At 41.5% G+C, this 23,963-nt stretch carries 19 protein-coding genes; 12 read left to right on the forward strand and 7 right to left on the reverse strand.

What is annotated here, in order from left to right; translation table 11 throughout:
- Positions 1 to 39: 39 nt before the first annotated feature.
- From recR to A7985_RS00195, 4 genes are all read left to right on the forward strand, one after another.
- A complete protein-coding gene (gene recR / locus A7985_RS00180; RefSeq protein WP_065788440.1) occupies positions 40 to 639 on the forward strand; it encodes a recombination mediator RecR in 600 nt (199 codons plus the stop codon).
- A 286-nt stretch (positions 640 to 925) separates the two neighbouring features.
- On the forward strand, positions 926 to 1,297 hold the full coding sequence (locus A7985_RS00185) for a hypothetical protein (protein ID WP_065788441.1): 372 nt from the start codon (positions 926 to 928) through the stop codon (positions 1,295 to 1,297).
- A gap of 239 nt (positions 1,298 to 1,536) precedes the next feature.
- Positions 1,537 to 2,088 carry a hypothetical protein gene (locus tag A7985_RS00190; protein ID WP_065788442.1) on the forward strand — a complete coding sequence of 184 codons (552 nt, stop codon included), beginning with the start codon at positions 1,537 to 1,539 and terminating at the stop codon, positions 2,086 to 2,088.
- Between the two features lies 1 nt (position 2,089).
- Positions 2,090 to 2,434 (forward strand): hypothetical protein, encoded by a 345-nt coding sequence (locus A7985_RS00195; RefSeq protein WP_065788443.1) that lies wholly within the window; start codon positions 2,090 to 2,092, stop codon positions 2,432 to 2,434.
- 409 nt (positions 2,435 to 2,843) lie between these two features.
- Here the strand turns inward: A7985_RS00195 and A7985_RS00200 are convergent, their stop codons facing one another.
- Positions 2,844 to 3,296, reverse strand: a complete 453-nt coding sequence (locus tag A7985_RS00200; RefSeq protein WP_065788444.1) for a helix-turn-helix domain-containing protein — start codon at positions 3,294 to 3,296, stop codon at positions 2,844 to 2,846.
- 186 nt (positions 3,297 to 3,482) lie between these two features.
- On the opposite strand from A7985_RS00200, the gene A7985_RS00205 reads away from it, so the two are divergent.
- Complete coding sequence (locus A7985_RS00205; protein ID WP_247684898.1) at positions 3,483 to 3,785, forward strand: helix-turn-helix transcriptional regulator; 303 nt, start codon at positions 3,483 to 3,485, stop codon at positions 3,783 to 3,785.
- Between the two features lie 234 nt (positions 3,786 to 4,019).
- Positions 4,020 to 5,936 (forward strand): molecular chaperone HtpG, encoded by a 1,917-nt coding sequence (gene htpG / locus A7985_RS00210; RefSeq protein ID WP_065788445.1) that lies wholly within the window; start codon positions 4,020 to 4,022, stop codon positions 5,934 to 5,936.
- A gap of 45 nt (positions 5,937 to 5,981) precedes the next feature.
- Here htpG and tpx read toward each other — a convergent pair whose 3' ends face one another.
- The gene (gene tpx / locus A7985_RS00215) at positions 5,982 to 6,569 is read right to left on the reverse strand and encodes a thiol peroxidase (protein ID WP_065788446.1); all 588 of its coding nucleotides are present in this window, start codon (positions 6,567 to 6,569) and stop codon (positions 5,982 to 5,984) included.
- A 192-nt stretch (positions 6,570 to 6,761) separates the two neighbouring features.
- On the opposite strand from tpx, the gene A7985_RS00220 reads away from it, so the two are divergent.
- Together A7985_RS00220 and A7985_RS00225 are read left to right on the forward strand one after the other, a co-directional pair.
- Entirely contained in the window at positions 6,762 to 7,766 is a 1,005-nt protein-coding gene (locus A7985_RS00220) for a response regulator (protein WP_065788447.1), read from the forward strand.
- Between the two features lie 4 nt (positions 7,767 to 7,770).
- Positions 7,771 to 8,742 carry a sensor domain-containing diguanylate cyclase gene (locus A7985_RS00225; protein WP_065788448.1) on the forward strand — a complete coding sequence of 324 codons (972 nt, stop codon included), beginning with the start codon at positions 7,771 to 7,773 and terminating at the stop codon, positions 8,740 to 8,742.
- 112 nt (positions 8,743 to 8,854) lie between these two features.
- On the opposite strand, the gene A7985_RS00230 is transcribed toward A7985_RS00225, so the two are convergent.
- The 4 genes from A7985_RS00230 to A7985_RS00245 form a co-directional block, all read right to left on the reverse strand.
- Positions 8,855 to 10,363, reverse strand: a complete 1,509-nt coding sequence (locus A7985_RS00230; protein WP_065788449.1) for a SpoVR family protein — start codon at positions 10,361 to 10,363, stop codon at positions 8,855 to 8,857.
- Between the two features lie 17 nt (positions 10,364 to 10,380).
- The gene (locus tag A7985_RS00235; RefSeq protein WP_065788450.1) at positions 10,381 to 11,667 is read right to left on the reverse strand and encodes a YeaH/YhbH family protein; all 1,287 of its coding nucleotides are present in this window, start codon (positions 11,665 to 11,667) and stop codon (positions 10,381 to 10,383) included.
- Positions 11,668 to 11,690: 23 nt separating this feature from the next.
- Positions 11,691 to 13,613: a PrkA family serine protein kinase gene (locus tag A7985_RS00240; protein WP_065788451.1), complete on the reverse strand. Its 1,923-nt coding sequence runs from the start codon at positions 13,611 to 13,613 to the stop codon at positions 11,691 to 11,693.
- A 191-nt stretch (positions 13,614 to 13,804) separates the two neighbouring features.
- On the reverse strand, positions 13,805 to 14,386 hold the full coding sequence (locus tag A7985_RS00245; protein ID WP_063372956.1) for a Fe-Mn family superoxide dismutase: 582 nt from the start codon (positions 14,384 to 14,386) through the stop codon (positions 13,805 to 13,807).
- Positions 14,387 to 14,619: 233 nt separating this feature from the next.
- On the opposite strand from A7985_RS00245, the gene A7985_RS00250 reads away from it, so the two are divergent.
- The 4 genes from A7985_RS00250 (at position 14,620) to A7985_RS00265 (ending at position 22,155) form a co-directional block, all read left to right on the forward strand.
- On the forward strand, positions 14,620 to 14,955 hold the full coding sequence (locus A7985_RS00250) for a Grx4 family monothiol glutaredoxin (RefSeq protein ID WP_063359249.1): 336 nt from the start codon (positions 14,620 to 14,622) through the stop codon (positions 14,953 to 14,955).
- Positions 14,956 to 15,442: 487 nt separating this feature from the next.
- Complete coding sequence (gene gltB, locus A7985_RS00255; protein ID WP_065788452.1) at positions 15,443 to 19,903, forward strand: glutamate synthase large subunit; 4,461 nt, start codon at positions 15,443 to 15,445, stop codon at positions 19,901 to 19,903.
- A 10-nt stretch (positions 19,904 to 19,913) separates the two neighbouring features.
- Positions 19,914 to 21,329 carry an FAD-dependent oxidoreductase gene (locus A7985_RS00260; RefSeq protein ID WP_065788453.1) on the forward strand — a complete coding sequence of 472 codons (1,416 nt, stop codon included), beginning with the start codon at positions 19,914 to 19,916 and terminating at the stop codon, positions 21,327 to 21,329.
- 238 nt (positions 21,330 to 21,567) lie between these two features.
- Positions 21,568 to 22,155 carry a cytochrome b gene (locus A7985_RS00265; protein ID WP_065788454.1) on the forward strand — a complete coding sequence of 196 codons (588 nt, stop codon included), beginning with the start codon at positions 21,568 to 21,570 and terminating at the stop codon, positions 22,153 to 22,155.
- Positions 22,156 to 22,228: 73 nt separating this feature from the next.
- Here the strand turns inward: A7985_RS00265 and recN are convergent, their stop codons facing one another.
- Positions 22,229 to 23,908, reverse strand: coding sequence for a DNA repair protein RecN (gene recN / locus A7985_RS00270; RefSeq protein ID WP_065788455.1), 1,680 nt, complete (start codon positions 23,906 to 23,908; stop codon positions 22,229 to 22,231).
- Positions 23,909 to 23,963 lie beyond the last annotated feature (55 nt).

Consider the following 23,963-nt stretch of genomic DNA (forward strand, 5'->3'; position numbering starts at 1 on the left):
GTTATTTATTTGGTGCGAAAGTACCAACGTTGAGGGTATATGCAGTTATCACCTAAATTAGCCGCTTTAGTTGAAGCACTAAGATGTTTACCAGGTATTGGTCCTAAGTCAGCTCAGCGTATTGCTTTTCACTTACTTGAGCGAGACCGAGATGGCGGGGCACAGCTGGGCAATTGTTTAACAGAAGCAATGAATAGCATAGGCCACTGTGAATCTTGTCGAACATTTTCAGAAACACCTATTTGTGATATTTGTACCAGTGTGAAACGCCAAGATACGGGCTTGCTGTGTATTGTAGAGTCCCCTACAGACGTTCTTGCGATAGAACAAACAGGACAATACAACGGACTGTATTTTGTCTTAATGGGTCATTTATCTCCACTAGATGGGATTGGACCACAAGAGATCGGTCTCGATATATTGCATTCCAAATTACAAAAAGGGGGCATTAAGGAAGTTATTCTTGCGACGAATCCCACTGTTGAAGGTGAAGCAACGGCGCACTATATTGCTGAGCTTTGCAATAACCTTGATGTTAGCGCATCCAGAATAGCCCACGGTATGCCAGTGGGTGGAGAATTAGACTTGGTAGATGGCATGACACTAATGCATGCATTTTCTGGCAGAAAAACGCTCTAAATTGATTATTGAATTAATTCTTTTTGTTCAAGAGTTTACCAAAAACACCTGAATAGGGCTTGTACTCTGTATTGTTTACAAAATGTAAAATTAGAGGTTGCAATTCTAGTTAGGGGAACATATTATTTTACTGCCGGAATATTTACTGATGATTACTTTTTAAACTCAGTAAGATGGTGGGTTTGTTGTGAGTGTTTTGGGCTCAAGTTTAGACTGTTTGCCGTTTTCGGTAAATTAACAATTACTTGTAATATATACGTTACTAGATACAAACAAGGTATATTCTGTGACAATGCTTATCGCTGCTATATTACTTTATATTTTGGCTATTACTATTTGCCTAACGGTGATAGTAAAGGGCCATAGCTTAAATAATATAGAAAAAAAGTTAAAAAAACTAATTGCAAAGGACTCTGCGGATAGCGAAGACGCGATCAGCCAAAAAGATTACTATCAGGCGTATGAAATAGTAGATGATTTAGGAGCTGTGCTGGAATGCAATAATGACATGGTTAAGTACGATGGTGTCAAAAGTGTATTTCGACGCGTTGAAAAGTTTAGAAACCAAAAGCAGCCTGTTGCAGAATGTGACGAGGGTGAGCTTGAAGTTGACTCAAATATCAGCAAAAAAAGAAACGGATTGTGGGTCGTAAAATAATTTTGATGACTTAACTACCCACGCCCTGAGTCGATTGAAACGTAAACATTTTGTACGATATTTAATAAAAAGCTTTAAGGGTTAAGCAACTTAAAACCGAAGGATAGTAGCCAACAAATGTCAAAATCATAACGATAGATGGTTTGGGCTGTGTGTTTGGTGGGAAGCAATAGAGAGCTCAGCTAGTATGTTCCGCAATAGCTTATAACACCTAAAAGATTGATTAGTAACACACATATATGAATGAATTTATAGACTTAATCGGCTGGGTGCTTCGTGTACTCATGTTCCTTGTTGTCGTATATCTACTTTACTACTTTAAGCAGTACCGCTTCAGCTTATTATTTGGACGCTCTGGTAGTCTTAAAACTAGGGCTGACCATGAACTACACTCTTGTTTTCTAGCAGCACTTGTTACACTTGTTTTTTACGTGCTTTTTCAGCAATTGTTAGATTATATCGTAACCTTACCGATAGAAGAGGTCGCGCTCAGGCAGATTTATTACTTTATTTCAGCTTGTACTTCCGCTTCCATCATTATCACGCTTACTCTGTTACATGCTGTGAGAGGATGTACATTTGCTCCTGTTGCACGGTTTTGCTGCTATTTTCAGCTACTTGCGATGATATTAAAGACTGTTCAATTAATAGTGCATGGCTATATGGGTGTTGTTGCATTTAACCCGATTTTTTCTATATTGATCCTTACAATCACGATTGTGCAATTCATCTTGGTAGCAAAGTATCCATTTAAGATATTTATGACCAATAAGTTTGCTAGGGAAAGCTGACATGCCATTATTAATCGTCCTGTTACTAATTTATTGCTTGGTAATTTGTTTTATTTTGGCTGTTGTAATAAATGGCCATGAATTAACCCGCTTTGAAAAGAAGGTACGCGCTTTCCTTGTCGCAACTAAAGAGGAAACAGAGGTGCCAGATGAGCTTTATAATAAAGCCTATGAGATAGTCATGGACTTGGGCGAAGCGTTAGAAAGTGAAAACGATCTAGCCAAACATGATGGTGTACAAATGGCGTTTAAGCGTGTAGAAGATTTCAGGGATGACTCCAAAGAGTTTAACTATCAGACTCACGAGCAGACAGAGGCAAAATCCAGTCTCAAGGTTGTTAAATAAACTCTACGTATTCTTTCTCCCAAGCAACATACTTTATATTTAGAGAAATCTATAGAGAGAACCTACCTTCATATTACACCTTTTATTTTGGAAATCCTTTATCGAACAGATGTCTAGTGCATATCTTATGGCAGTGGATGATAGGGTTTTTTAACTTGATGCAAAGAGTAAGAGATATGTAATTAAAGCGCATCTTTGCAGTGATGTTGAACTCAAGAGGTTCAGCAACCAGAATAATGAGCACTTAGCTGTTTCCAGTAAAACGGACGAAGGGGCGTTCATGATAGCTAAGCAGACTTCGTTACTCATGGGTAACCTGCTTTTGCTTCAAGTACTTGGCTCGGTAGTTATGCGAGTATCAAAATATGATTAATTTTAACAAGTTAAGACTGATACAACTGTTTGATGCTTAGCCAACTTTTTTAGTCGAATTGAGTGCGCGTTTATTTAAAAATGGTTGTAAGTCTCTTAGTAAGATTTTCCCACAGTTGTCAAAGTTCACTTCTTTACCTGCTTTAAACCATCCTAGGTGGCATATGAAGAGCAAACTTTCTTTTGCAGCCTTAAGAAACTGAGATTCAAAGTCTTTATCATACGATTGGGTTACTTTATTCGATTGAGTAGACTGGGAAGAAGTGGTCGCATTGGGGCTTTCTTGACCTGTAATCAACCAGCATGCATGTTTCTCTGTTAATGGGTGTGAAAAAAACTTTTCAATTACTGATAGAGTAGGCTCCCTCTCCCCCTTTTCATACTTGCGATATGAAGCTGTAGGTATATCTAATAATTCAGAAAAACTAATTTGTGACTCTTCCAAGGAAACCCTTAGTTGTTTCAATCTTGTTGCAAAAGTTGTTGACATATAACCCAATCCGATCAATTATTTACTCAGTTGACCCAGATAGACTACATTAAATGAATTCAGTTGTCTAATTGGGTCGGGGTTAATGTAATCATTTTTTCTGACTTTTTGCTGGGTTAACTAACACTGTTAGTGAATATAAATGGCTTAATGTTAGTAAATGCTGAAAATAGATATGGATATGTTATGAGTGTGATCTCTAGAAATGAACGTTCGCGTAAGGCGCAAACACAAGATGCTAAACGTTATATTCAAATGACTATACGTAGATTGCGTCAGGATATGAACTTAACGCAAGCCCAATTAGGTAAAAGCCTGGTTACACCAGTAGACCAAGCCACTATTTCAAATTGGGAATCTGGAAAAACGGAATTGTCAGCATCGCAGCTATTAGACGTAATGATGTTATTTGGAAAGCCTAATTTCCTGATGCTTTTGGAGCAAAGTGATGCTTCAGGCATGGCCTTCGTAGAGCGAAAATCAGCATAGTAACCCTGACTCTACTAGGCTTTGAATGTACTGCACTAAACTCGGTTTAAGTGCAGTACAGAGTGTAATGCACCATTAATCACCATTTCTTTTCTTCGTTTATATCTGCACTTTGCAAAAAAATTTATCTTGCCTCTTGAAAAACCTTTTCACATCACAATATACCTAACCATAACGTTACGAACAGATTAACAGTACAGTAATTACAGTACTTAATTGATTAGGGTATATCGAATGTCTGATATTAAAAATAAAGAAAATCACCAGTTTGGCACAGATGTAGGTAAACTTCTTAACCTCATGATCCACTCTTTGTACTCAAACAAGGAGATTTTCTTACGCGAACTTGTCTCAAATGCTTCAGATGCAGCAGATAAATTGCGCTATTTAGCTTTACAAAATGGTGACTTATACGAAGGCGATGCAGATTTGAAAGTGCGTGTAAGCGCTGATAAGGATGCTAAAACCGTCACTATTTCTGATAATGGTATCGGTATGTCTCGTGAAGAAGTAATTAATTCACTGGGTACTATTGCGAAGTCAGGCACAGCTGAGTTTTTCCAAAACCTGACTGGCGACCAAGCTAAAGATTCACAGTTAATCGGCCAATTTGGTGTTGGTTTTTACTCTGCATTTATCGTTGCTGATGAAGTGACAGTACGCACACGCAAGGCTGGAGAATCAGTGGCTGTAGAGTGGCAATCAAAAGGAGAGGGTGAGTACTCTCTGGCTGATGTTGAAAAAGCTGAACGAGGAACGGAGATCATCCTTCATTTACGAGAAGACGAAAGTGAGTTTCTCGACGAATTCCGTTTACGCTCAATTATCACAAAATACTCAGACCATATCTCTATCCCAGTGGAAATGTTTAAAGCACCAGTTCCTGAATCTGAAGGTCCAGATGGAGAGAAAATTGAAGCGCAGCCAGGCGAGTGGGAAGCGATTAACCGTGCTACGGCACTGTGGACTCGCGACAAGTCAGAAATTTCAGATGATGAATATAAAGAGTTTTATAAGCATGTAGGACACGATTGGGAAGAGCCTTTGACATGGGGCCACAATAAAGTTGAAGGTAAGACTGAGTATACAAGCTTGCTTTATATTCCTAAAAAAGCACCTTTTGACTTGTGGAATCGTGACCGCCAAACAGGCTTGAAACTGTATGTTCAACGCGTTTTCATTATGGATGACGCAGAGCAGTTCATGCCAAGCTATTTACGATTTGTGAAAGGTTTACTGGACTCAAATGACCTACCGTTGAATGTGTCTCGTGAAATCCTTCAAGACAATAAAATAACGCAAGCTATCCGCAAAGGGTGTACATCTCGCGTATTAAAAATGCTTGATCGCATGGGCAAGAACAAACCAGAAGAATATCAAACATTCTGGAATGAGTTTGGCCAAGTAATCAAAGAAGGCCCAGCTGAAGACGCTGCAAACAAAGAAGCTGTTGCTAAATTATTGCGATTCAGTTCAACAAACACGGATGAGAGTGCACAAAACGTGTCATTAGAGCAGTATGTTGAGCGTATGCAAGAAGGTCAGGAAAAGATTTACTATGTGGTTGCTGATAGCTTTGAAACAGCGAAGAGTTCACCGCACTTAGAAATTTTCCGTAAGAAAGGCATCGAAGTTTTACTTATGTCAGACCGTGTTGATGAATGGATGATGGGCCACCTAACTGAATTTGATGGCAAACAGTTCCAGTCTGTAACGCGTGGTGATCTAGATTTAGGTGACTTAGAAGACGAAGAGTCTAAAAAGGCACAAGAAGAGAGCGAAAAAGACGTAGCAGGCCTTGTGGAGCGTATTTCAGCGTCACTAGGCGAGAAAGTTAAAGAAGTACGCTTTACTCACCGTCTAACAGACTCTCCAGCTTGTGTGGTTGTTGATGACCACGATATGAGTTCGCAAATGCAAAAGTTAATGGAGTCAATCGGACAGTCAGCGCCTGAAAGTAAGCCAATTTTTGAGTTAAACCCTGAGCACCAATTGGTGAAACACCTAAATGATGAGCAGGATGAGGATAAGTTTGCACAGTGGTCAGAAGTGCTGCTTGATCAAGCGTTGCTAGCAGAGCGAGGCAGCTTAAAAGATCCTGTTGGCTTTGTTACGCGTTTGAACAAGCTAATGCTTGATTTAAGCAAATAATATTTTTATTAGTTAAAAAAGCCAGCAATAGCTGGCTTTTTTGCTTTATAGCGCTTTGAGTGATGCTATTGCAGCTGCATAGTCAGGTTCTGTTGCCAAATTATCGACCAGTTGCTTGTATTGAACCTTATGAGACTTATCTAGGACAAATACAGCGCGGCTAAGTAATCCCATGTCTTTTATAAGTAAACCATATTGTTCACCAAAGTTTCGCCACACAGAATCGGAGAGTGTCTGGACTTTATCAACCCCTTCTTGCTTACAGAATCGTTTTTGAGCAAAAGGTAAATCAGTGCTAATTGTCAGCATGACAACTTCAGGGTATTCGCTTGCGACTTTTTCATTGAAGTACTTGGTCTGCAAACTACATATGCCTGTATCTAAACTTGGCACAACACTGATTAAAACAGCTTTGCCATCAAAATCTGACAATGAAACGGGAGTAAAATCTGCATTGACAACTTTAAAGTTGGGGGCCTGATCTCCTATCTTAATACCGCTTCCCAATAAGGTTACCGGCTTCCCACCAGCCTTCACTTTGCCTTGATCTAACTGGTTTTCAGACAACTCTGCACTGGCAGAAAAACAGCTTGTGGCTAATAACACTGTCGCCAAAAAAGAGACTCTACGCATAACGTATTCCTTTTTAAATTTTTCGCAATTCTCGACAGTGTATTATACTGATTTTATATAACCAAGCTTCGGCAGTAATTTGGATTGTAAATTGTTCATGCATTGATTAACATATTTATTCTCAACGCTGCTGTGTAATAACTATAATTAGAATTCTTGGGTAAAAAACAACCCAATTAATAGAGAGCTTTTATGTCGACACCCATCCTAATTTGCGATGATTCTAAACTTGCACGTAGGCAATTAGCCCGCTCTTTGCCTGACGACTGGGATATAAAAGTTGAGTTTGCAGAGCACGGATTGGATTGTATAGAAAAAATCAAAGAAATTTCTCCAGAAATTCTATTTCTAGACCTCAACATGCCACACATGGACGGATATGAAGTACTGCAGGCTATCCAAGAGCAAGGTTTAAATGTATTAACCGTGGTTGTGTCTGGAGATATTCAGCCCAACGCCCACCAAAGAGTGATGGAACTCGGCGCGATAGACTTTATTCGCAAGCCGTGTGATGCTCAAAAGCTTGAAGAGATTATCACTCATCACGGAATTAAAGATAAAGCCATTCGCGCTAATTTAGTTCATAAGCTCGGAGAGCAATTGGAACCTGAGATTCGAGATATTTATCAGGAAATTGCCAATGTTGCTATGGGGCAAGCTGGTGATTTATTGGCTAGATTATTGAATGTATTCGTCGAACTACCCATACCTAATGTCAATGTACTAGAGGTGAATGAGTTGCATATGGCATTGCAAGCAATCGATGCAAATGCCACAACCTCCGGGGTCTGTCAGGGGTTTATTGGCGGAGGGGTGTCTGGAGAGGCACTACTACTGCTAAATGATTCAAGCTTTAAAGAAATAGCCTCTCTGATGAAATACCAAGGAGAGCTCAATCAGAAGGTAGAGCTAGAGCTATTAATGGATGTCAGTAATATCTTAATTGGCGCTATTTTAACAGGATTGTCGCGACAATTAGACATGCCTTTCAGTCAGGGACACCCGGTAGTACTGGGTCAGCACTGTGAAGTTTCCGAGCTGGTAAAAGCTAACAAATCTAGGTGGCAAAGAACACTAGCGATTGAAATAAGCTATGGAATAGAACACCATAATATTAACTGCGACTTGATGCTGTTGTTTACAGAGGACTCTTTGAAAACGCTGAAATATAAAGTTGCTTACCTATTAGACGACTAGAATTATGCCTGCTTCTGATTTTGATATGAATGAAATCCATTGGCTAATGGATATGTTTAACACGGTAGATGTTGGACTGGTTGTACTAGACAGAGATTATCGTGTATGCATATGGAATGGCTTTATGGAAAACCACTCTGGTTTGCTACCCAGTGCGGTGAAGGACAAAGACGTATTCGACCTGTTTCCAAGTATTGATGAATCTTGGTTCAGAGGCAAAGCAGAGCCAGTATTCGTGCTGAAAAATCGCTCATTTACCATCTGGGAGCAACAGCCGTATATTTTTCGCTTCAAGAATTATCGCCCCATTACGGGGAAAGCTGAATACATGTACCAGAATGCGACATTTATTCCCCTTACTACGGTAACTGGTGAGGTTGGACATATTTGCGTCATTCTCTATGATGTGACTGACGAGGCAATGAATAAACTCGAGCTTGAAAAAGCCAACAAGACACTCGAAGAAATGAGTCGCACAGATGCGCTCACTAAGCTATCAAATCGGGGTTATTGGGAAGAATCTCTTAGGCATGAGTTTAAACGGCTGAAAAGAAACCACGGCTGTAGCAGTTTATTGATGTTCGACATCGACTTTTTTAAACGGATAAATGATGAGTATGGACATAGCGGGGGTGACGAAGCTATCAGACATATCTCGGATTTATTAAAAAAGACGCTGCGAGAAACGGATATTGCTGGCAGGTATGGCGGTGAAGAGTTTGCAGTCACTTTGGTGGATACTGATGCTGAAGGGGCCATGATTTTTGCTGAAAGGCTGCGCAGCATGATAGAGAATTCAGTTATCTATTATGATAAAAAAGAAATTAAACTAACCGTGAGTCTCGGTATAGCGAGTTATGACGAAGCATTCAGTAAGCACGAGCAGTGGATTGAAGCCACAGACGCCGCACTGTATCACTCTAAAGAAAATGGAAGAAATAAAGTCACCGTTTATGAGCCTTCAATGTCTCAATAATTAAAATATGAGGCTTCTCTGCTGGGAGCACGTAGATAGTTTTGATAAAAACTTTGTTAGTCGCTCATATGTAAAAGCTTGAAAGACATTGTTTCAAGCTTTTACATCATAATTATTCTGACTCTTTTGACTCTAATGGGCATTGCCCAAGCACTGTGACGGTGCCATCATGCTCTAGCTGCTCTAGTCTTACCTCGAAGCCCCAAAGGCGATACAGGTGCTTTAAAACTTCAATCTTAGAATCAGCTAAAGGAATTTTATCTTGAGGGACATACCTTAATGTAAGTGAACGGTCACCTCTAACATCCACATTGTACACCTGAATGTTTGGCTCATTGTTACTTAAATTATAATGAGCTGAAAGGCTACTTCTAACTTTCAAGTAACCAGTTTCATCATGAATTGCGCTTACTTCCAAATGCGGGGATGACTCTTTATCAAGAATCGTGAAGAGCTTGAAGTCGCGAATTATTTTGGGCGATAAAAACTGACTGACGAAACTCTCGTCTTTAAAGTTTTCCATCGCAAAATGCAAAGTATCCAGCCAGTTTTTTCCTGCAAATTCAGGAAACCAGTATCTATCTTCTTCAGTTGGGTTTTCGCAAATACGGCGAATATCTACCATCATGTTAAACCCTAGCGCGTAGGGGTTGATACCAGAATAAAACTTACTATTATAGGGTGGTTGGTAAACCACATTGGTATGGCTTTGCAAAAACTCTAGCATAAACGCATCACTGAGTTTCCCTTCATCATACAAATGATTGAGTATCGTATAATGCCAAAATGTTGCCCACCCTTCATTCATGACCTGGGTTTGTCTTTGAGGATAAAAATACTGAGATATTTTGCGTACGATACGTATAATTTCTCGTTGCCAAGACTCGAGTAGTGGTGCATTCTTTTCAATAAAGTAGAGAATGTTCTCTTGAGGCTCAGAAGGAAACTTTGGTAAATTTTCAGTATCTTCTTGCTTATTTGTGGGAATCGTCTTCCAAAGTTCATTAACTTGAGATTGCAGGTAATCTTCTCTTTCTTTCTGCCTTTTTTGCTCTTCAAATAAAGAGATTTGTTGTGGTCGTTTGTATCTATCCACACCATAGTTCATCAGTGCATGGCATGAGTCTAATAAGTTTTCAACTTCTTCAATTCCGTACTTTTCTTCACATTGCGCTACGTAATTCTTGGCGAAGACAAGGTAATCAATAATCGAAGAGGCATCTGTCCAGGTTTTAAATAGGTAATTACCCTTGAAAAAAGAGTTGTGTCCATAGCAGGCATGCGCCATGACCAATGCTTGCATCGGCAGGGTATTCTCTTCCATCAAATACGCTATGCAAGGGTCGGAGTTAATTACAATCTCATAAGCTAACCCCATCTGACCACGCTTGTAGTTTTGCTCAGTTTGAATGAATTTTTTGCCGTATGACCAGTGTGCATAGCCAATAGGCATGCCCACACTAGAATACGCGTCCATCATTTGTTCTGCAGTGATCACTTCTATCTGATTTGGGTAAGTATCCAGCCGATAGTGCTCTGCAACCCGAGCAATCTCGGCTTGGTATATTTCAAGTCGTTCGAACGTCCAATCAGGACCGTCATTTAAAGGGTTATAGGTCATTTGCGCTTCCCCTCTGATTATGCTGCACCTTGTTGTTTTTGGCGGTTTTTCTTGAACAGCTCTCGGAAGATAGGGTAGATATCTTCAACGGAACGAATGTGCTGCATAGCAAAATTGTTGTAGGCCGCAGATAGGCCTTGGTACTCACGCCACAAACTTTGATGTGCCCGTGTAGTTATTTCTATATATGCATAATACCTAACCATTTTAAGTAGCTTGTTAGCTAAAATATCCGTGCAATGCGGAGAGTCATCAGCCCAGTTATCACCATCTGATGCCTGAGCAGCATATATATTCCAGTCACCTTGAGAGTATCTCTCAGCTACTATCTCGTCCATTAATTTTAAGGCGCTTGATACAATCGTTCCGCCAGTTTCTTGAGAATAGAAGAACTCTTGTTCATCAACTTCTTTAGCTTGAGTGTGATGGCGTATATACACCACTTCTATGTCTTTATACGTTCTCGTCAAAAACTGATATAGCAATATATAAAAACGTTTTGCCATATCTTTGGTAGCTTGGTCCATCGAGCCAGAAACATCCATCAAACAAAACATAACTGCCTTGCTAGTAGGGTGGGGCCTTTTTTCGTAATTTCTAAATCTCAAATCATAATTATCAATAAAAGGCACCGCAGCAATGCGTTTTCTAAGAGCTTCTATCTCGTCTTCGAGCTGCTGTATTTTTTGCTGCGGAGGTACAGGCTCTGCCAGCAATTCCTCTAGCTCTAATTCTAATTCTTTTAATCGCGCTCGTTTACCTGCCGTCATTGCAATTCTGCGCGCAATAGACCCTTTTAGAGAGCGGACGATATCTAAATTGCTCGGCATCCCGTCGTTACAAAAACCAGCCCGATGCGTCTTCATTTGCACTAACTTATCAAGTTGGCTTTTTTGTAAGTTGGGCAATTCCAAATCTTCGAAAAGCAGGTCTAGATACTCGTCTTTAGAGATTGAAAATACGAAGTCATCTTGTCCTTCCCCTTGATCGCTGGCATTGCCCTCTCCAGCCCCTCCACCTTGACCAGAAGGAGGGCGCTGAATTTTATCGCCCGTTGTAAATTGATCATTACCAGGGTGAATGTGCTCTCTATTGCCACCTTTCCCCTGATGGAATACGGGTTCACTAATATCTCTTTGTGGAATCGAAATACTTTCTCCACTACTAATATCAGTAACACTTCTTTTGTTGATGGCGTCAGAGACCGCCTCTTTTATTTGTTTTTTGTAACGCCGAATAAACCTTTGTCTATTCGGCGTGCTTTTGTTTTTCCCATTCAATCTTCGATCGATGAAATGTGCCATAGACCACCCTCCAATCGCTAAGATTACTGTGACTTTCTAACTCTTAAATACCATTCAGAAAGTAACCGAACCTGCTTCTGGGTATATCCTTTTTCCATCATTCGATTGACGAAGTCCTCATGCTTTTTCTGATCTTCTGCGGAAGTTTTGGCATTAAAAGAGATGACGGGGAGTAAATCTTCAGTATTAGAGAACATTTTTTTCTCAATCACTGTTCTAAGTTTTTCGTAGCTCGTCCATACTGGGTTATCTCCATTGTGGTGGGCCCGAGCACGTAAAACGAAATTTACTATTTCATTTCTAAAGTCTTTGGGGTTAGAAATACCCGCTGGCTTTTCTATTTTCTCTAACTCAGCGTTGAGCGCCGATCTATCGAAAAGCTGTCCAGTATCCGGATCTCTATACTCTTGGTCCTGAATCCAAAAATCAGCATAAGTAACATAACGGTCAAAAATATTCTGACCATATTCCGAATATGACTCTAGATAAGCTGTTTGCAGCTCTTTACCAATAAACTCTACGTATTGAGGTATCAAATAACCTTTTAAATGACTAAGATACCGCTCTTGTATTTCGGCATTAAATTGCTCTCGCTCTATCTGCTGCTCGAGTACATAGAAAAGGTGTACTGGATTAGCCGCAACTTCGGTATGGTCGAAGTTGAACACGCGAGACAGTATCTTAAAGGCAAAACGGGTAGATAAGCCGTTCATCCCTTCATCAACACCTGCATAGTCTCTATATTCCTGATAGGATTTCGCTTTCGGATCAGTATCCTTTAGACTTTCACCGTCGTACACGCGCATTTTTGAATAAATACTTGAGTTTTCAGGTTCTTTAATTCTCGACAGAGACGAGAATTTTGCTAAGGTCTCTAACGTGCCTGGTGCACATTGGGCATTTTTTAGCTCACTATTTTCAAGCAGCTTTTTGTAGATTTTGACCTCTTCCGAAACTCGTAGGCAATAGGGCACTTTGACAATGAAAACACGGTCTAAGAATGCTTCATTATTTTTATTGTTTTTGAAGGTTTGCCATTCGGATTCATTTGAGTGAGCGAGTATAATGCCATTGAATGGCAATGCAGAAATACCCTCAGTGCCGTTGTAATTACCCTCTTGAGTTGCTGTTAGCAATGGGTGCAACACTTTGATAGGGGCTTTGAACATCTCCACAAATTCCATCAACCCTTGGTTGGCCAAGCATAGCGCACCGGAGTAGGCGTAAGCATCAGGGTCATTTTGTGCAAAGTGCTCTAGTTTGCGTATATCAACTTTACCTACCAATGCTGAGATATCTTGGTTGTTTTCGTCTCCAGGTTCGGTCTTAGCAATAGCAACCTGGTCAAGAATGGATGGATACCGTTTGACCACTTTAAATTTGCTAATATCGCCGTTGTATTCATGTAGTCGCTTCGTTGCCCAAGGCGACATGACGGTTTTAAGGTAACGTTTTGAAATACCATACTCTTTCTCGAGTAGCTCACCGTCCTCTTGTGCATTGAAAAGGCTCAATGGGTGGTCATTAACGGGTGAACCTTTGATTGCGTAAATGGGGACTTGCTGCATTAAGTACTTTAATTTTTCTGCGATAGATGACTTACCACCACCTACTGGTCCTAGTAAATACAGTACTTGCTTACACTCTTCAAGCCCTTGTGCAGCATGTTTTAAGTAAGAAACAATCTGTTCAATTGCGTCTTCCATACCGTAAAACTCGTGGAATGCTGGATAGCGCGCGATAACCCGATTCGAGAATAGCCGACTGAGTCTTGCGTCGGTAGAAGTATCTATCATTTCTGGCTCACCAATGGCCATGAGCAACCTTTCAGGCGCACTGGCATAAGCTGCCTTATCCTCTTTACAAATATCGAGAAACTCAGCGATTGTGAATTCTTCTTCTTGTGCTGCTTCGTATCGGGATTGGTAATGCTCAAATATAGTCATATCAAACTCCAATAACCTGTTAAAAATAAGCTGGGGTTAAAATGCAAGGCTTAACTAAAGCTTAGTCGTGTTATTGGATATTTGCTTAAAAAATATGAGAATTTAATGTGATAGCTAAATTCGAGAAGTGTAAAAAAAGGCGCCTATGCGCCTTTTTTATTGCTTAAATTGGTACAGTTATACCCTTGTAATTAAGCTAGATTTTCGTTTGCGAAATCCCAGTTAACTAGAGACCAGAAACCTTTCAAGTACTCAGGACGTACATTGCGGTAATCGATATAGTAAGCGTGCTCCCACAGGTCAACTGTTAAAATTGGTGTAACACCTTCTTCAGTGAATGGCGTAGCAGCGTTAGACGTGTTAACGATGTCTAAAGAACCATCAGCTAGTTGTACTAACCAAGTCCAGCTTGAACCGAAGTTGTTAACCGCTTTATCATTGAATGCGTCTTGGAATGCAGCGAAAGAACCCCATTTTGCGTTAATAAGTTCTGCTACTTTACCTTTAGCTTCGCCACCACCATTTGGTGCCAAGCTGTGCCAGTAAAAAGTGTGGTTCCAAATTTGAGCTGCATTGTTGAAAATGCCGCCTTCAGAGCTAAGAACAACTTCATCAAGCGTTTTATTAGCGAAGTCAGTACCTTCTACTAGACCGTTTAGCTTAACAACGTATGTGTTGTGGTGTTTGCCGTGGTGAAATTCTAAAGTTTCTTTAGAAATATGCGGCTCAAGCGCATCAATAGCATAAGGAAGTGACGGTAGTTCAAAAGCCATTTTAATCTCCATTTTTATGTTGAATTCCCAAAACAGTAAAAAGTTGCCTTGCTACGGGCACATTTCAGTACGTTTTGGTTCTATATAGTGATACTATAATTCCTGAGTATTTTACTCAAGTTTTAGCAAACAGCAATGGCAGTTGTTAAGACTTGTAGTCTGAATGATTCATATGCACTATTTTTAACCAGTCAAGTGTGTATGAAACGATCTTATCGTCATTTGAGGTATATATGGAAACCATTGAAAAGATTAAACAGCAAATTGCAGAAAACCCGATTCTTCTATATATGAAGGGCTCTCCAAAGTTACCTAACTGTGGTTTTTCTTCTCAAGCTTCACAAGCCCTGATGGCGTGCGGTGAGCAATTTGCTTATGTTGATATCTTATTAAACCCAGATATTCGTGCTGAGCTTCCTCATTACGCTAACTGGCCAACATTTCCGCAGCTTTGGGTTGAAGGTGAGCTAATTGGTGGTTGTGATATCATCATCGAAATGTTCCAAAAAGGTGAACTACAACCTTTGATCACTGAAACTGCAGCAAAGTATAAAGAAGCTGCAGAGTAATAATTTCTGCGCTTAGCTTATATGTTGTCGAAAACCCGAGCCATTGCTCGGGTTTTTTGTTGCTCTCCTCCGCCAAATATTAATATTACTTTTTCTGCCTTTCTACGTGCTTAGAGCCACACCTTAACAAAGCCTTGTTGTTAGCGACTATTTGCATGATTTACGGAAATGATAAATATCACCATTGTGAATAGTTATTCATCCTGTTGCATGTTTACGTTTACGTAAACTGGTGAAATTCGTGTTTTTGTTTTGGGTTATTTAACATTTGATACCGGTGTCATTTTGTGTTTGTTGTCAAAATGGCCTGCAATATTGCATGTTATTAAATATTGGTTACAAAAACGGGGCGTTGAGAAATATTCATGTGGGTGAATATTTATTCTTATTTTTGTTGACTCATTTTTGATTCAGCGCTAGTTTTGAATATCTGCCAGCAAATCGTCGAAGTCATTCTAACTGGCAGTAGTAGCAAGGGGAGGGGTCTATGTTATACGACTCGGCATTAGAAAAAGATAACTGTGGCTTTGGTCTAATTGCGCATGCGCAAGGACAAGCCAGTCATAAATTAATACGCACCGCGATCACCGGTCTAGATCGCATGCAGCACCGAGGCGGTATCGCCGCAGACGGCAAAACAGGTGACGGTTGTGGCTTATTGTTACAAAAGCCCGATAGTTTTTTCCGCGCAATCGCGGCTGAAAACGATTGGCATTTAGGTAAGAATTACGCTGTTGGTATGGTGTTTTTAAACTCAGATCCAACGCTTGCGGGTATTGCAAAGAATATCGTTAATGAAGAATTAGAAAAAGAAACGTTATCGATTGTAGGGTGGCGAGTTGTTCCGACTCAGCCGTCGATGTTAGGGCCTATTGCTAAGTCTCAGCTACCACAGTTTGAGCAAATTTTTGTGAGTGCACCGGAAGGGTGGCGACCTAAAGATTTGGAACGCAGGCTATATATTGCGAGACGCCGTATCGAAAAGCGCATTACCAGTGATGAGCAGTTTTATATAGCAAGCTTGTCAGGACTTGTGACTGTATACAAAGGCCTGATGATGCCAGCGGACTTGCCTAATTTTTATCAAGATCTTGCTGATTTAAGAATGACCAGTGCTATTTGTGTATTCCATCAACGATTCTCTACTAATACACAGCCCAAATGGCCACTGGCGCAACCGTTTCGTTATCTTGCTCATAATGGTGAAATTAACACGATTATGGGTAATCGACAGTGGGCAAGTGCTCGCGCATATAAATTTTCCTCGCCGTTGCTACCTGACTTGCAAGTTGCGGCGCCATTTGTAAATGAGTCGGGCTCCGACTCTTCAAGCTTGGACAACATTCTTGAACTCTTTCTTGCTGGTGGGATGGATATCTTTAGGGCAATGCGCATGCTTGTTCCACCCGCATGGCAAAAAAACCGAGCCATGGATGACGACCTACGTGCATTTTATGATTTCAATTCAATGCACATGGAACCATGGGATGGACCGGCGGGAATTGTGATGTCTGATGGTCGTTTTGCTGCCTGTAATTTGGATAGAAATGGCTTGAGACCTGCTCGATACGTTGTGACTCAAGACGGTTTTATTACTATCGCCTCTGAAGTGGGAATATGGGACTATGAAGCGGATGAAGTGATAGAAAAAGGCCGAGTCGGGCCCGGAGAGTTACTCGTTGTTGATACACTGCATGGTAAAATTTGGCAGTCGTCAGAAATCGACCAAGATTTGAAGGCGAGACACCCTTACCGAGCATGGCTTGAACAAAATGTCCAGCGCTTGACCCCATTTGAAGAGCTTGATGAAAAAGATGCTGGCCAACGAGATTTCAGTGACGAAACGCTTCTGACTCATCAAAAGCAATTTGGTTACAGTAACGAAGAAGTTGAGCAAGTAATCAGCGTGATGGGGGCTAATGGCCAAGAAGCAACTGGTTCAATGGGAGACGATACGCCGTTCGCTGTGCTCTCACAGGGGGCACGTTCGCTCTATGATTACTTTCGACAAAAATTCGCACAGGTAACCAATCCACCGATAGATCCGCTTAGAGAAAATCACGTGATGTCGCTGGCAACATGCATCGGCAGAGAGCAAAACGTTTTCAACGAAACAACCGGGCATGCTAAGCGTTTACAGTTTAACTCACCAATCTTGACGTATTCAGATGTTCAGCAATTAAAGTCAGCTGATGATGCGCATTATAAAGTTGGTGAGGTGAGCTTGAATTACAACCCTGATGATGAGGGGTTGCAACAAGCGATAGAAAGAGTGTGTGATGAGGCACAAAACAAAGCGGCTTTAGGCTGTGTCATGGTGCTATTAACAGATAGGGACATTGAAAAAGGTAAGTTACCTATTCCGGCAGCCATGGCCGTTGGAGCCGTTCAACAGCGTCTGGTAAAGAGTAATTTACGCTGTGATTCAAATATTATTGTTGAGACAGGTAGCGCACGAGATCCACATCAGTTTGCAGTACTATTGGGTTTTGGTGCAACGGCGATTTATCCTTATTTGGCTTATGAAACGTTAGTCTCTCTCGTTGATAAGGGAGTAATTAAAAAGTCTTATCGTGATGTGACGCTTGCCTATCGTAATGCCATTAACAAAGGCCTATATAAAATCATGTCTAAGATGGGTATTAGCACGATAGCATCATATCGTTGTTCTATGCTCTTTGAAGCTGTGGGTCTTGCGGACGACGTCGTCGATTTGTGTTTTAAAGGCGTTGTTAGCCGGATAAAAGGTGCAGACTTTGACAACTTTGAAGCTGAGTCCAAGCTACTTAATCAGCTAGCATACAGTAAGCGCAAGTTATTAAGTCACGGTGGTTTATTAAAGTTTGTTCATGGCGGTGAGTACCACGCATATAACCCTGATGTGGTTCAGTCCCTGCAGGTAGCCGTAAAATCTGGTGAGTATGAAGACTATTTAAAATACGCAGAGATCGTAAACAACCGCCCTGTTACAAACTTACGGGATTTGATGCGATTAAATTTGCCAGAGTCTGGAATTTCAATTGATGATGTAGAGCCTGCGTCTGAACTATATAAACGTTTTGACTCTGCCGCGATGAGTATTGGCGCTCTGTCGCCTGAAGCGCATGAGGCTTTAGCAATCGCTATGAACAGGCTGGGTGGCTTTTCTAATTCAGGAGAGGGCGGAGAGGATAAAGCACGCTTTGGTAATGAACGTAATTCTCGCATTAAACAGGTGGCGTCAGGTCGATTCGGTGTAACTCCGCATTATCTGCAAAGTGCAGATGTCATTCAGATTAAGGTGGCACAAGGCGCGAAGCCAGGAGAGGGCGGTCAATTACCGGGTGAAAAAGTCACGCCGTATATTGCAAAGTTACGCTATTCAGTTCCTGGTGTAACACTAATTTCACCACCTCCACATCATGATATTTATTCTATAGAGGATCTTGCTCAGCTTATATTTGACCTTAAGCAAGTAAACCCAAGTGCCATGATCTCTGTGAAATTAGTTTCTGAGCCTGGTGTGGGCACCATTGCAACCGGCGTAGCCAAGGCTTATGCCGATTTAATTACCATAGCGGGTTATGACGGCGGCACAGGTGCTAGCCCATTGACTTCGGTGAAATATGCTGGATGTCCATGGGAATTAGGGTTAGCGGAAACGCAGCAAGCTTTGGTTGAGAATGGCTTGAGGCATCGCATTCGCTTGCAAACAGACGGTGGCTTAAAAACGGGATTAGATATCATCAAAGCGGCAATTTTGGGTGCTGAAAGTTTTGGCTTTGGTACAGGCCCGATGGTCGCGCTGGGATGTAAATACCTTAGAATTTGTCATTTGAATAATTGTGCAACCGGTGTTGCTACTCAAGATGATACTTTAAGGCAAAGACACTTCCATGGTCTGCCTGAGATGGCAATGAACTACTTCAAATTCATTGCGCAAGAAGCACGTGAAATCATGGCTTCGCTAGGTGTCACCAAACTAACAGACTTGATTGGTCGAACTGAATTATTGGACGTGTTAGAGGGTAATAGCGATAAACAGCGCAAGCTAGATTTAAGCCCGATTTTAGCGAAACCGAATAATCCGAGCAATCAAACGCTGTATTGCAGTGCAGAGAACACATCTCATTATCGAGGCGAACTCAACGAGTCGTTGTTAGCAAAAGCACAGCAGGCGATTGACGCGAAGTCAGGTACTTCATTAGTGAGTCGAATTAAAAACACTGATCGTTCTGTTGGTGCCATGCTCTCTGGTTACATTGCAGGTAAGTATGGGAATCAAGGTATGGCGGCGGATCCAGTGTCGATTGAGTTACATGGTACCGCTGGGCAATCTTTTGGGGTTTGGAATGCAGGGGGGCTGGAATTAACCCTAGTCGGCGATGCGAATGATTACGTTGGTAAAGGCATGGCTGGTGGTAAATTGGTGATCAGACCCCCTCTTGGTTCGAGCTTCAAGTCTCACCAGGCTGCGATTGCTGGAAATACTTGCCTTTATGGTGCAACAGGCGGAAAACTGTTCGCAGCTGGTAGAGTAGGCGAGCGTTTTGCTGTGCGTAACTCAGGTGTCCAAGCGGTAGTAGAGGGCCTAGGAGACAACGGTTGTGAATATATGACAGGCGGTGTTGTCTGTGTACTTGGACAAATTGGTGTTAACTTTGGCGCAGGTATGACGGGCGGTTTTGCTTATGTATTAGATGAAGAAAATGATATTGGTAAACGCTTTAATCCCGAATTAGTCGAGGTTATGACGCTGGAGCAACTGCCTTCTCACCAAGAACATTTGAGAGGGTTAATTGCTGAACACCTAGAGCTCACAGGTTCTGATAGAGCTGAACAGGTTTTGGCAAACTTTGACTTGTACATCCCTATGTTTAAGTTAGTCAAGCCAAAATCAAGCGATGTTAAGAGTTTACTAGGCCATCGAGCCAGAAGTAGTGCTGAACTAAGAGTACAGGCACAGTAAAGGAGGAATCATGAGCGAAAATGTTTATCAATTTATCGATGTTCAACGTGTAGATCCAAGAAAAAAACCAATTTCTACGCGTAAAAGCTCCTTTGTTGAGATCTATGAGCCATTCTCTGGACAGCAGGTAGACTCTCAAGCTGACAGGTGCTTAGACTGCGGAAACCCATATTGTGAATGGAAATGCCCAGTCCATAATTATATTCCACAGTGGCTAAAATTAATTCGCACTGGACGGATCATTGAAGCGGCAGAATTATCACACAGAACAAATAGCTTACCAGAGGTTTGTGGACGTGTATGTCCACAGGATCGCCTTTGTGAAGGCGCATGTACGTTAAACGATGAATTTGGTGCAGTAACCATTGGTAACATAGAAAAATACATTACTGACACCGCTTTTGCGCAGGGCTGGAAGCCAGATCTATCATATGTCACTTGGACAGATAAAAAAGTCGCGATTATCGGTGCGGGCCCCGCCGGGTTGGGTTGTGCCGATATATTAGTACGCAATGGTGTTAAAGCGGTCGTATTTGACCGCAACCCAGAAATCGGTGGGCTATTAACGTTTGGCATTCCATCTTTTAAACTCGAGAAGTCAGTGATGGAGAAACGTCGAGAGATCTTCACCGAAATGGGGGTTGAGTTTAAATTAAACACTGAAGTCGGCAAGGACATCAGTATGGATGATTTACTCGCTGAGTATGATGCTGTGTTTGTCGGCGTTGGCACTTATCAGTACATGCGCGGCGGCTTAGAAAATGAAGATGCGAAGCAAGTATATGATGCGCTCCCATTTTTGATCGGAAATACTAACCGAGTCATGGGTTATGATGAGTCGCAGCAGCCTTATATTAGTATGACAGACAAGCGCGTGGTTGTGTTAGGCGGTGGTGATACCGCAATGGACTGCGTTAGGACTTCTGTCAGACAAAAAGCCAGTTCGGTTGTGTGTGCTTACCGCCGTGATGAAGAAAACATGCCAGGCTCGAAACGCGAAGTTAAAAATGCCAAAGAAGAAGGCGTGATTTTCAAGTTTAACATTCAGCCTAAAGGAATTGTACTGAACGCACAGGGTAACGTATGTGGCGTTAAGATGGTGAAAACAGAATTAGGTGAGCCAGATAGTAATGGTCGTCGCAGAGCGCAAGAAGTCGCAGGCTCTGAGCACATCATCGAAGCTGACGCGGTAATATTGGCATTTGGCTTTAAACCGCACAATCTTGAATGGCTTGCTAGCTATGATGTAGAAATTAATCATTGGGGTGGCATTGTTGCACCTGAGCAAAGCACATTCACCCACCAAACAAGTAATCCAAAGATATTTGCAGGTGGCGATGCAGTAAGAGGCTCAGATTTGGTTGTCACTGCAATATTTGAAGGCAGAAATGCGGCAGAAGGAATCCTAGATTATATAGATGTTTAGGTGTTTAGAGTAAATCATCACATGATGTGAATCTATATTACGTTTCAAACCCCAATACAGGCATTGTATTGGGGTTTTTTCTTATGTAAGCGTAATTACCTTACTTCCTCGTTAGAGTACTGACAGACCATTCTTTTTTATAGATTAATACGTCCAGTTATTGCTACAACACCTTGTTAGATTTATGTCCTAGAATAATTATCGATACGTTTCTATGAGAGTTGAACACGGGACAAACATGGCATTAAAGAATACTGAATCTGACTATGGCAGTATTGCGAAATGGATTCACTGGATAACAGCAATTTTATTTTTGGCGGCTTACGTGTCTGTCTATTATCGACAATGGTTTACAGAAGCTAAGACGCCTGAAAATTGGAGTGCACTGCAGCTTCATTTATCGTTTGGTGTATCAATTATGGTCGTTGTGGGGTTACGGGTAGTATGGCGAATAATGGATCAGACACCAAAACCGGAACCAGGTTCGAAACTTGAACATATGGCAGCACATGTCGGCCATTATATGCTTTATATCGTGATGATTATTGCCCCAGTGACAGGCTACATTGGCACAGGTGTTAATACTGAGTTCTTTTTTATGTTTGATATTCCTAAGTTTGAGAGTACCGAGATATTTAAATATGTTGTCTCAGATGGCCTAGGGCTCACTTTTGCAGAGTTTGAAAAGCCGATAGATTTTATTCACAAAGAAATACTCGGTGCTTGGTTGATTTGGGTTTTAATTGTAGGGCATGCAGGTGCGGCACTTTTTCATCACTTTGTGAAAAAAGACAGGACATTATTAAAAATGACCTCTAACAAGTAGTTATTCTGCCTTGTTGTTACAGTACTGCTAGAACTGGTGCTGCGCAACAAGGCAATTTAAAGCTTGGCTGTGCTTAAGCGCAGCGCTGCACTGTAAGAAGTTCTTTTGCGCTGGCCCTCGTCGTTTCACTAACGCTATCACCACCGAGCAGCCTTGCTATTTCATCTACACGGTCACGCTCATCTAAGGGCACCATCGATGTATAAGTTTGAGCGTTGTCCACTTCTTTTTTAACGAAAAACTGCTGGTGGCCGCTACAGGCTACTTGGGGTAGGTGAGTAACACAGATAACTTGTGTTGAACTGCCGAGTAAGCGAAGTTGTTTGCCTACTTGTGAGGCGGTTGGCCCTGAAATACCAACATCCACTTCATCAAATATGAGCGTTGGGGTAGTGACTTTATTTGCGATGATAACTTGTATTGCTAAGCTAATTCGAGAAAGCTCACCGCCAGAGGCTACTTTTGCGAGTGCTTGCATAGGCTGACCCGGGTTAGTAGAAACCAGGAAATCTATACTATCCATGCCTAACTCATTAGGGCGTCTGTCATTTTCTTTTACCAATTCTATTGCAAATCGCCCATTCTCCATTGATAGCTCGTGCATGCTTTCGGTGATTAAGGTGTTCAGCTTGTCTGCCGATAGTGCTCTACTTTCGCTCAGTTGGCTTGCTGAAATATGATATGCGTGCAGTGCCTCTGCAATTTCATGTTCTAAATGGTCAATGCGGGCGTTGTCAGAACAAATACCGTCAAGTTCTTGTTTCAATGCACAGTGATGTGCAGCTAACTGATTGGGTTGTATTTGGTGTTTCCTTGATAGGGCCATTGCTTGGGTGATACGTTCTTCTATCTCCTGCAACCTAATCGGATCTTGCTCGATATTCTCACCGTAGCTGCGGATTTCTCGGCACGCCTCTTCAAGTTGTACCGCCGCCTCATTGAGCATTAAACTAATACTCTCTAAGGATTGATCCAAGCTACTGAGCTCACTGAAAGTCTGTACGCTATGTTGTAATTGCCCCAGTACTGTTTGGTCATCTTGCTCATAGAGGCTCATAAGTTCTCTTTGACAGCTCTCTACGAGTGTTTGCGAATGGCTTAATCGATTGTGTTCGGCCTCGATTTGCTCGTACTCACCTTCTTGTAAGGCAAATTCATCAAGCTCTTCAACTTGATACTCTAATAACTGTTTCTTCGCTGCTTGAGCTTGCTGTTGTTTAATTAATTGAGCGTGTTCTTTTTGCAGCTTTTGATAATGGTTATACTGAGCTCTAACAGCATTGAGAAGATTATTGTGGCCTGCATAAGCATCTAACAACCCGAGTTGGTGCTCAGGTTTAAGCAGCAATTGATGAGCGTGTTGGCCGTGAATCGCAATAAGCATTTGCCCAAGTTCTTTTAATTGAGCAGCAGTGACTGAAGAGCCGTTAATGAAGCTTTTACTGCGGCCATTTCGCGTAATTACTCTTCGCAATATGCAGTTTTGCTCATCATCATCCAGCAATAGCTCAGAGAGGAACTTTTGTGCTTGGGGTAAGTTTCGAATATCAAACTGTGCTGAGATTTCAGCTTTATTACTTTGCGGGCGAATGGCATTGGCATCCGCTCTTTCACCCAGACATAAAGACAGGGCGTCAATAGCAATGGATTTACCGGCACCGGTTTCACCGGTAATTGCGGTCATTCCAGATCGCCAATCAATGTTGAGTTCACTGACAATCGCAAAGTTTTTAATTTGCAAACTCGTAAGCATGCTGTATATCCAAACAGTATTTTACTGTTAATTTATACAGCATTCTTTAAAAAAG

Source organism: Pseudoalteromonas luteoviolacea, from assembly GCF_001696455.1.
Lineage (GTDB): Bacteria > Pseudomonadota > Gammaproteobacteria > Enterobacterales > Alteromonadaceae > Pseudoalteromonas > Pseudoalteromonas luteoviolacea_C.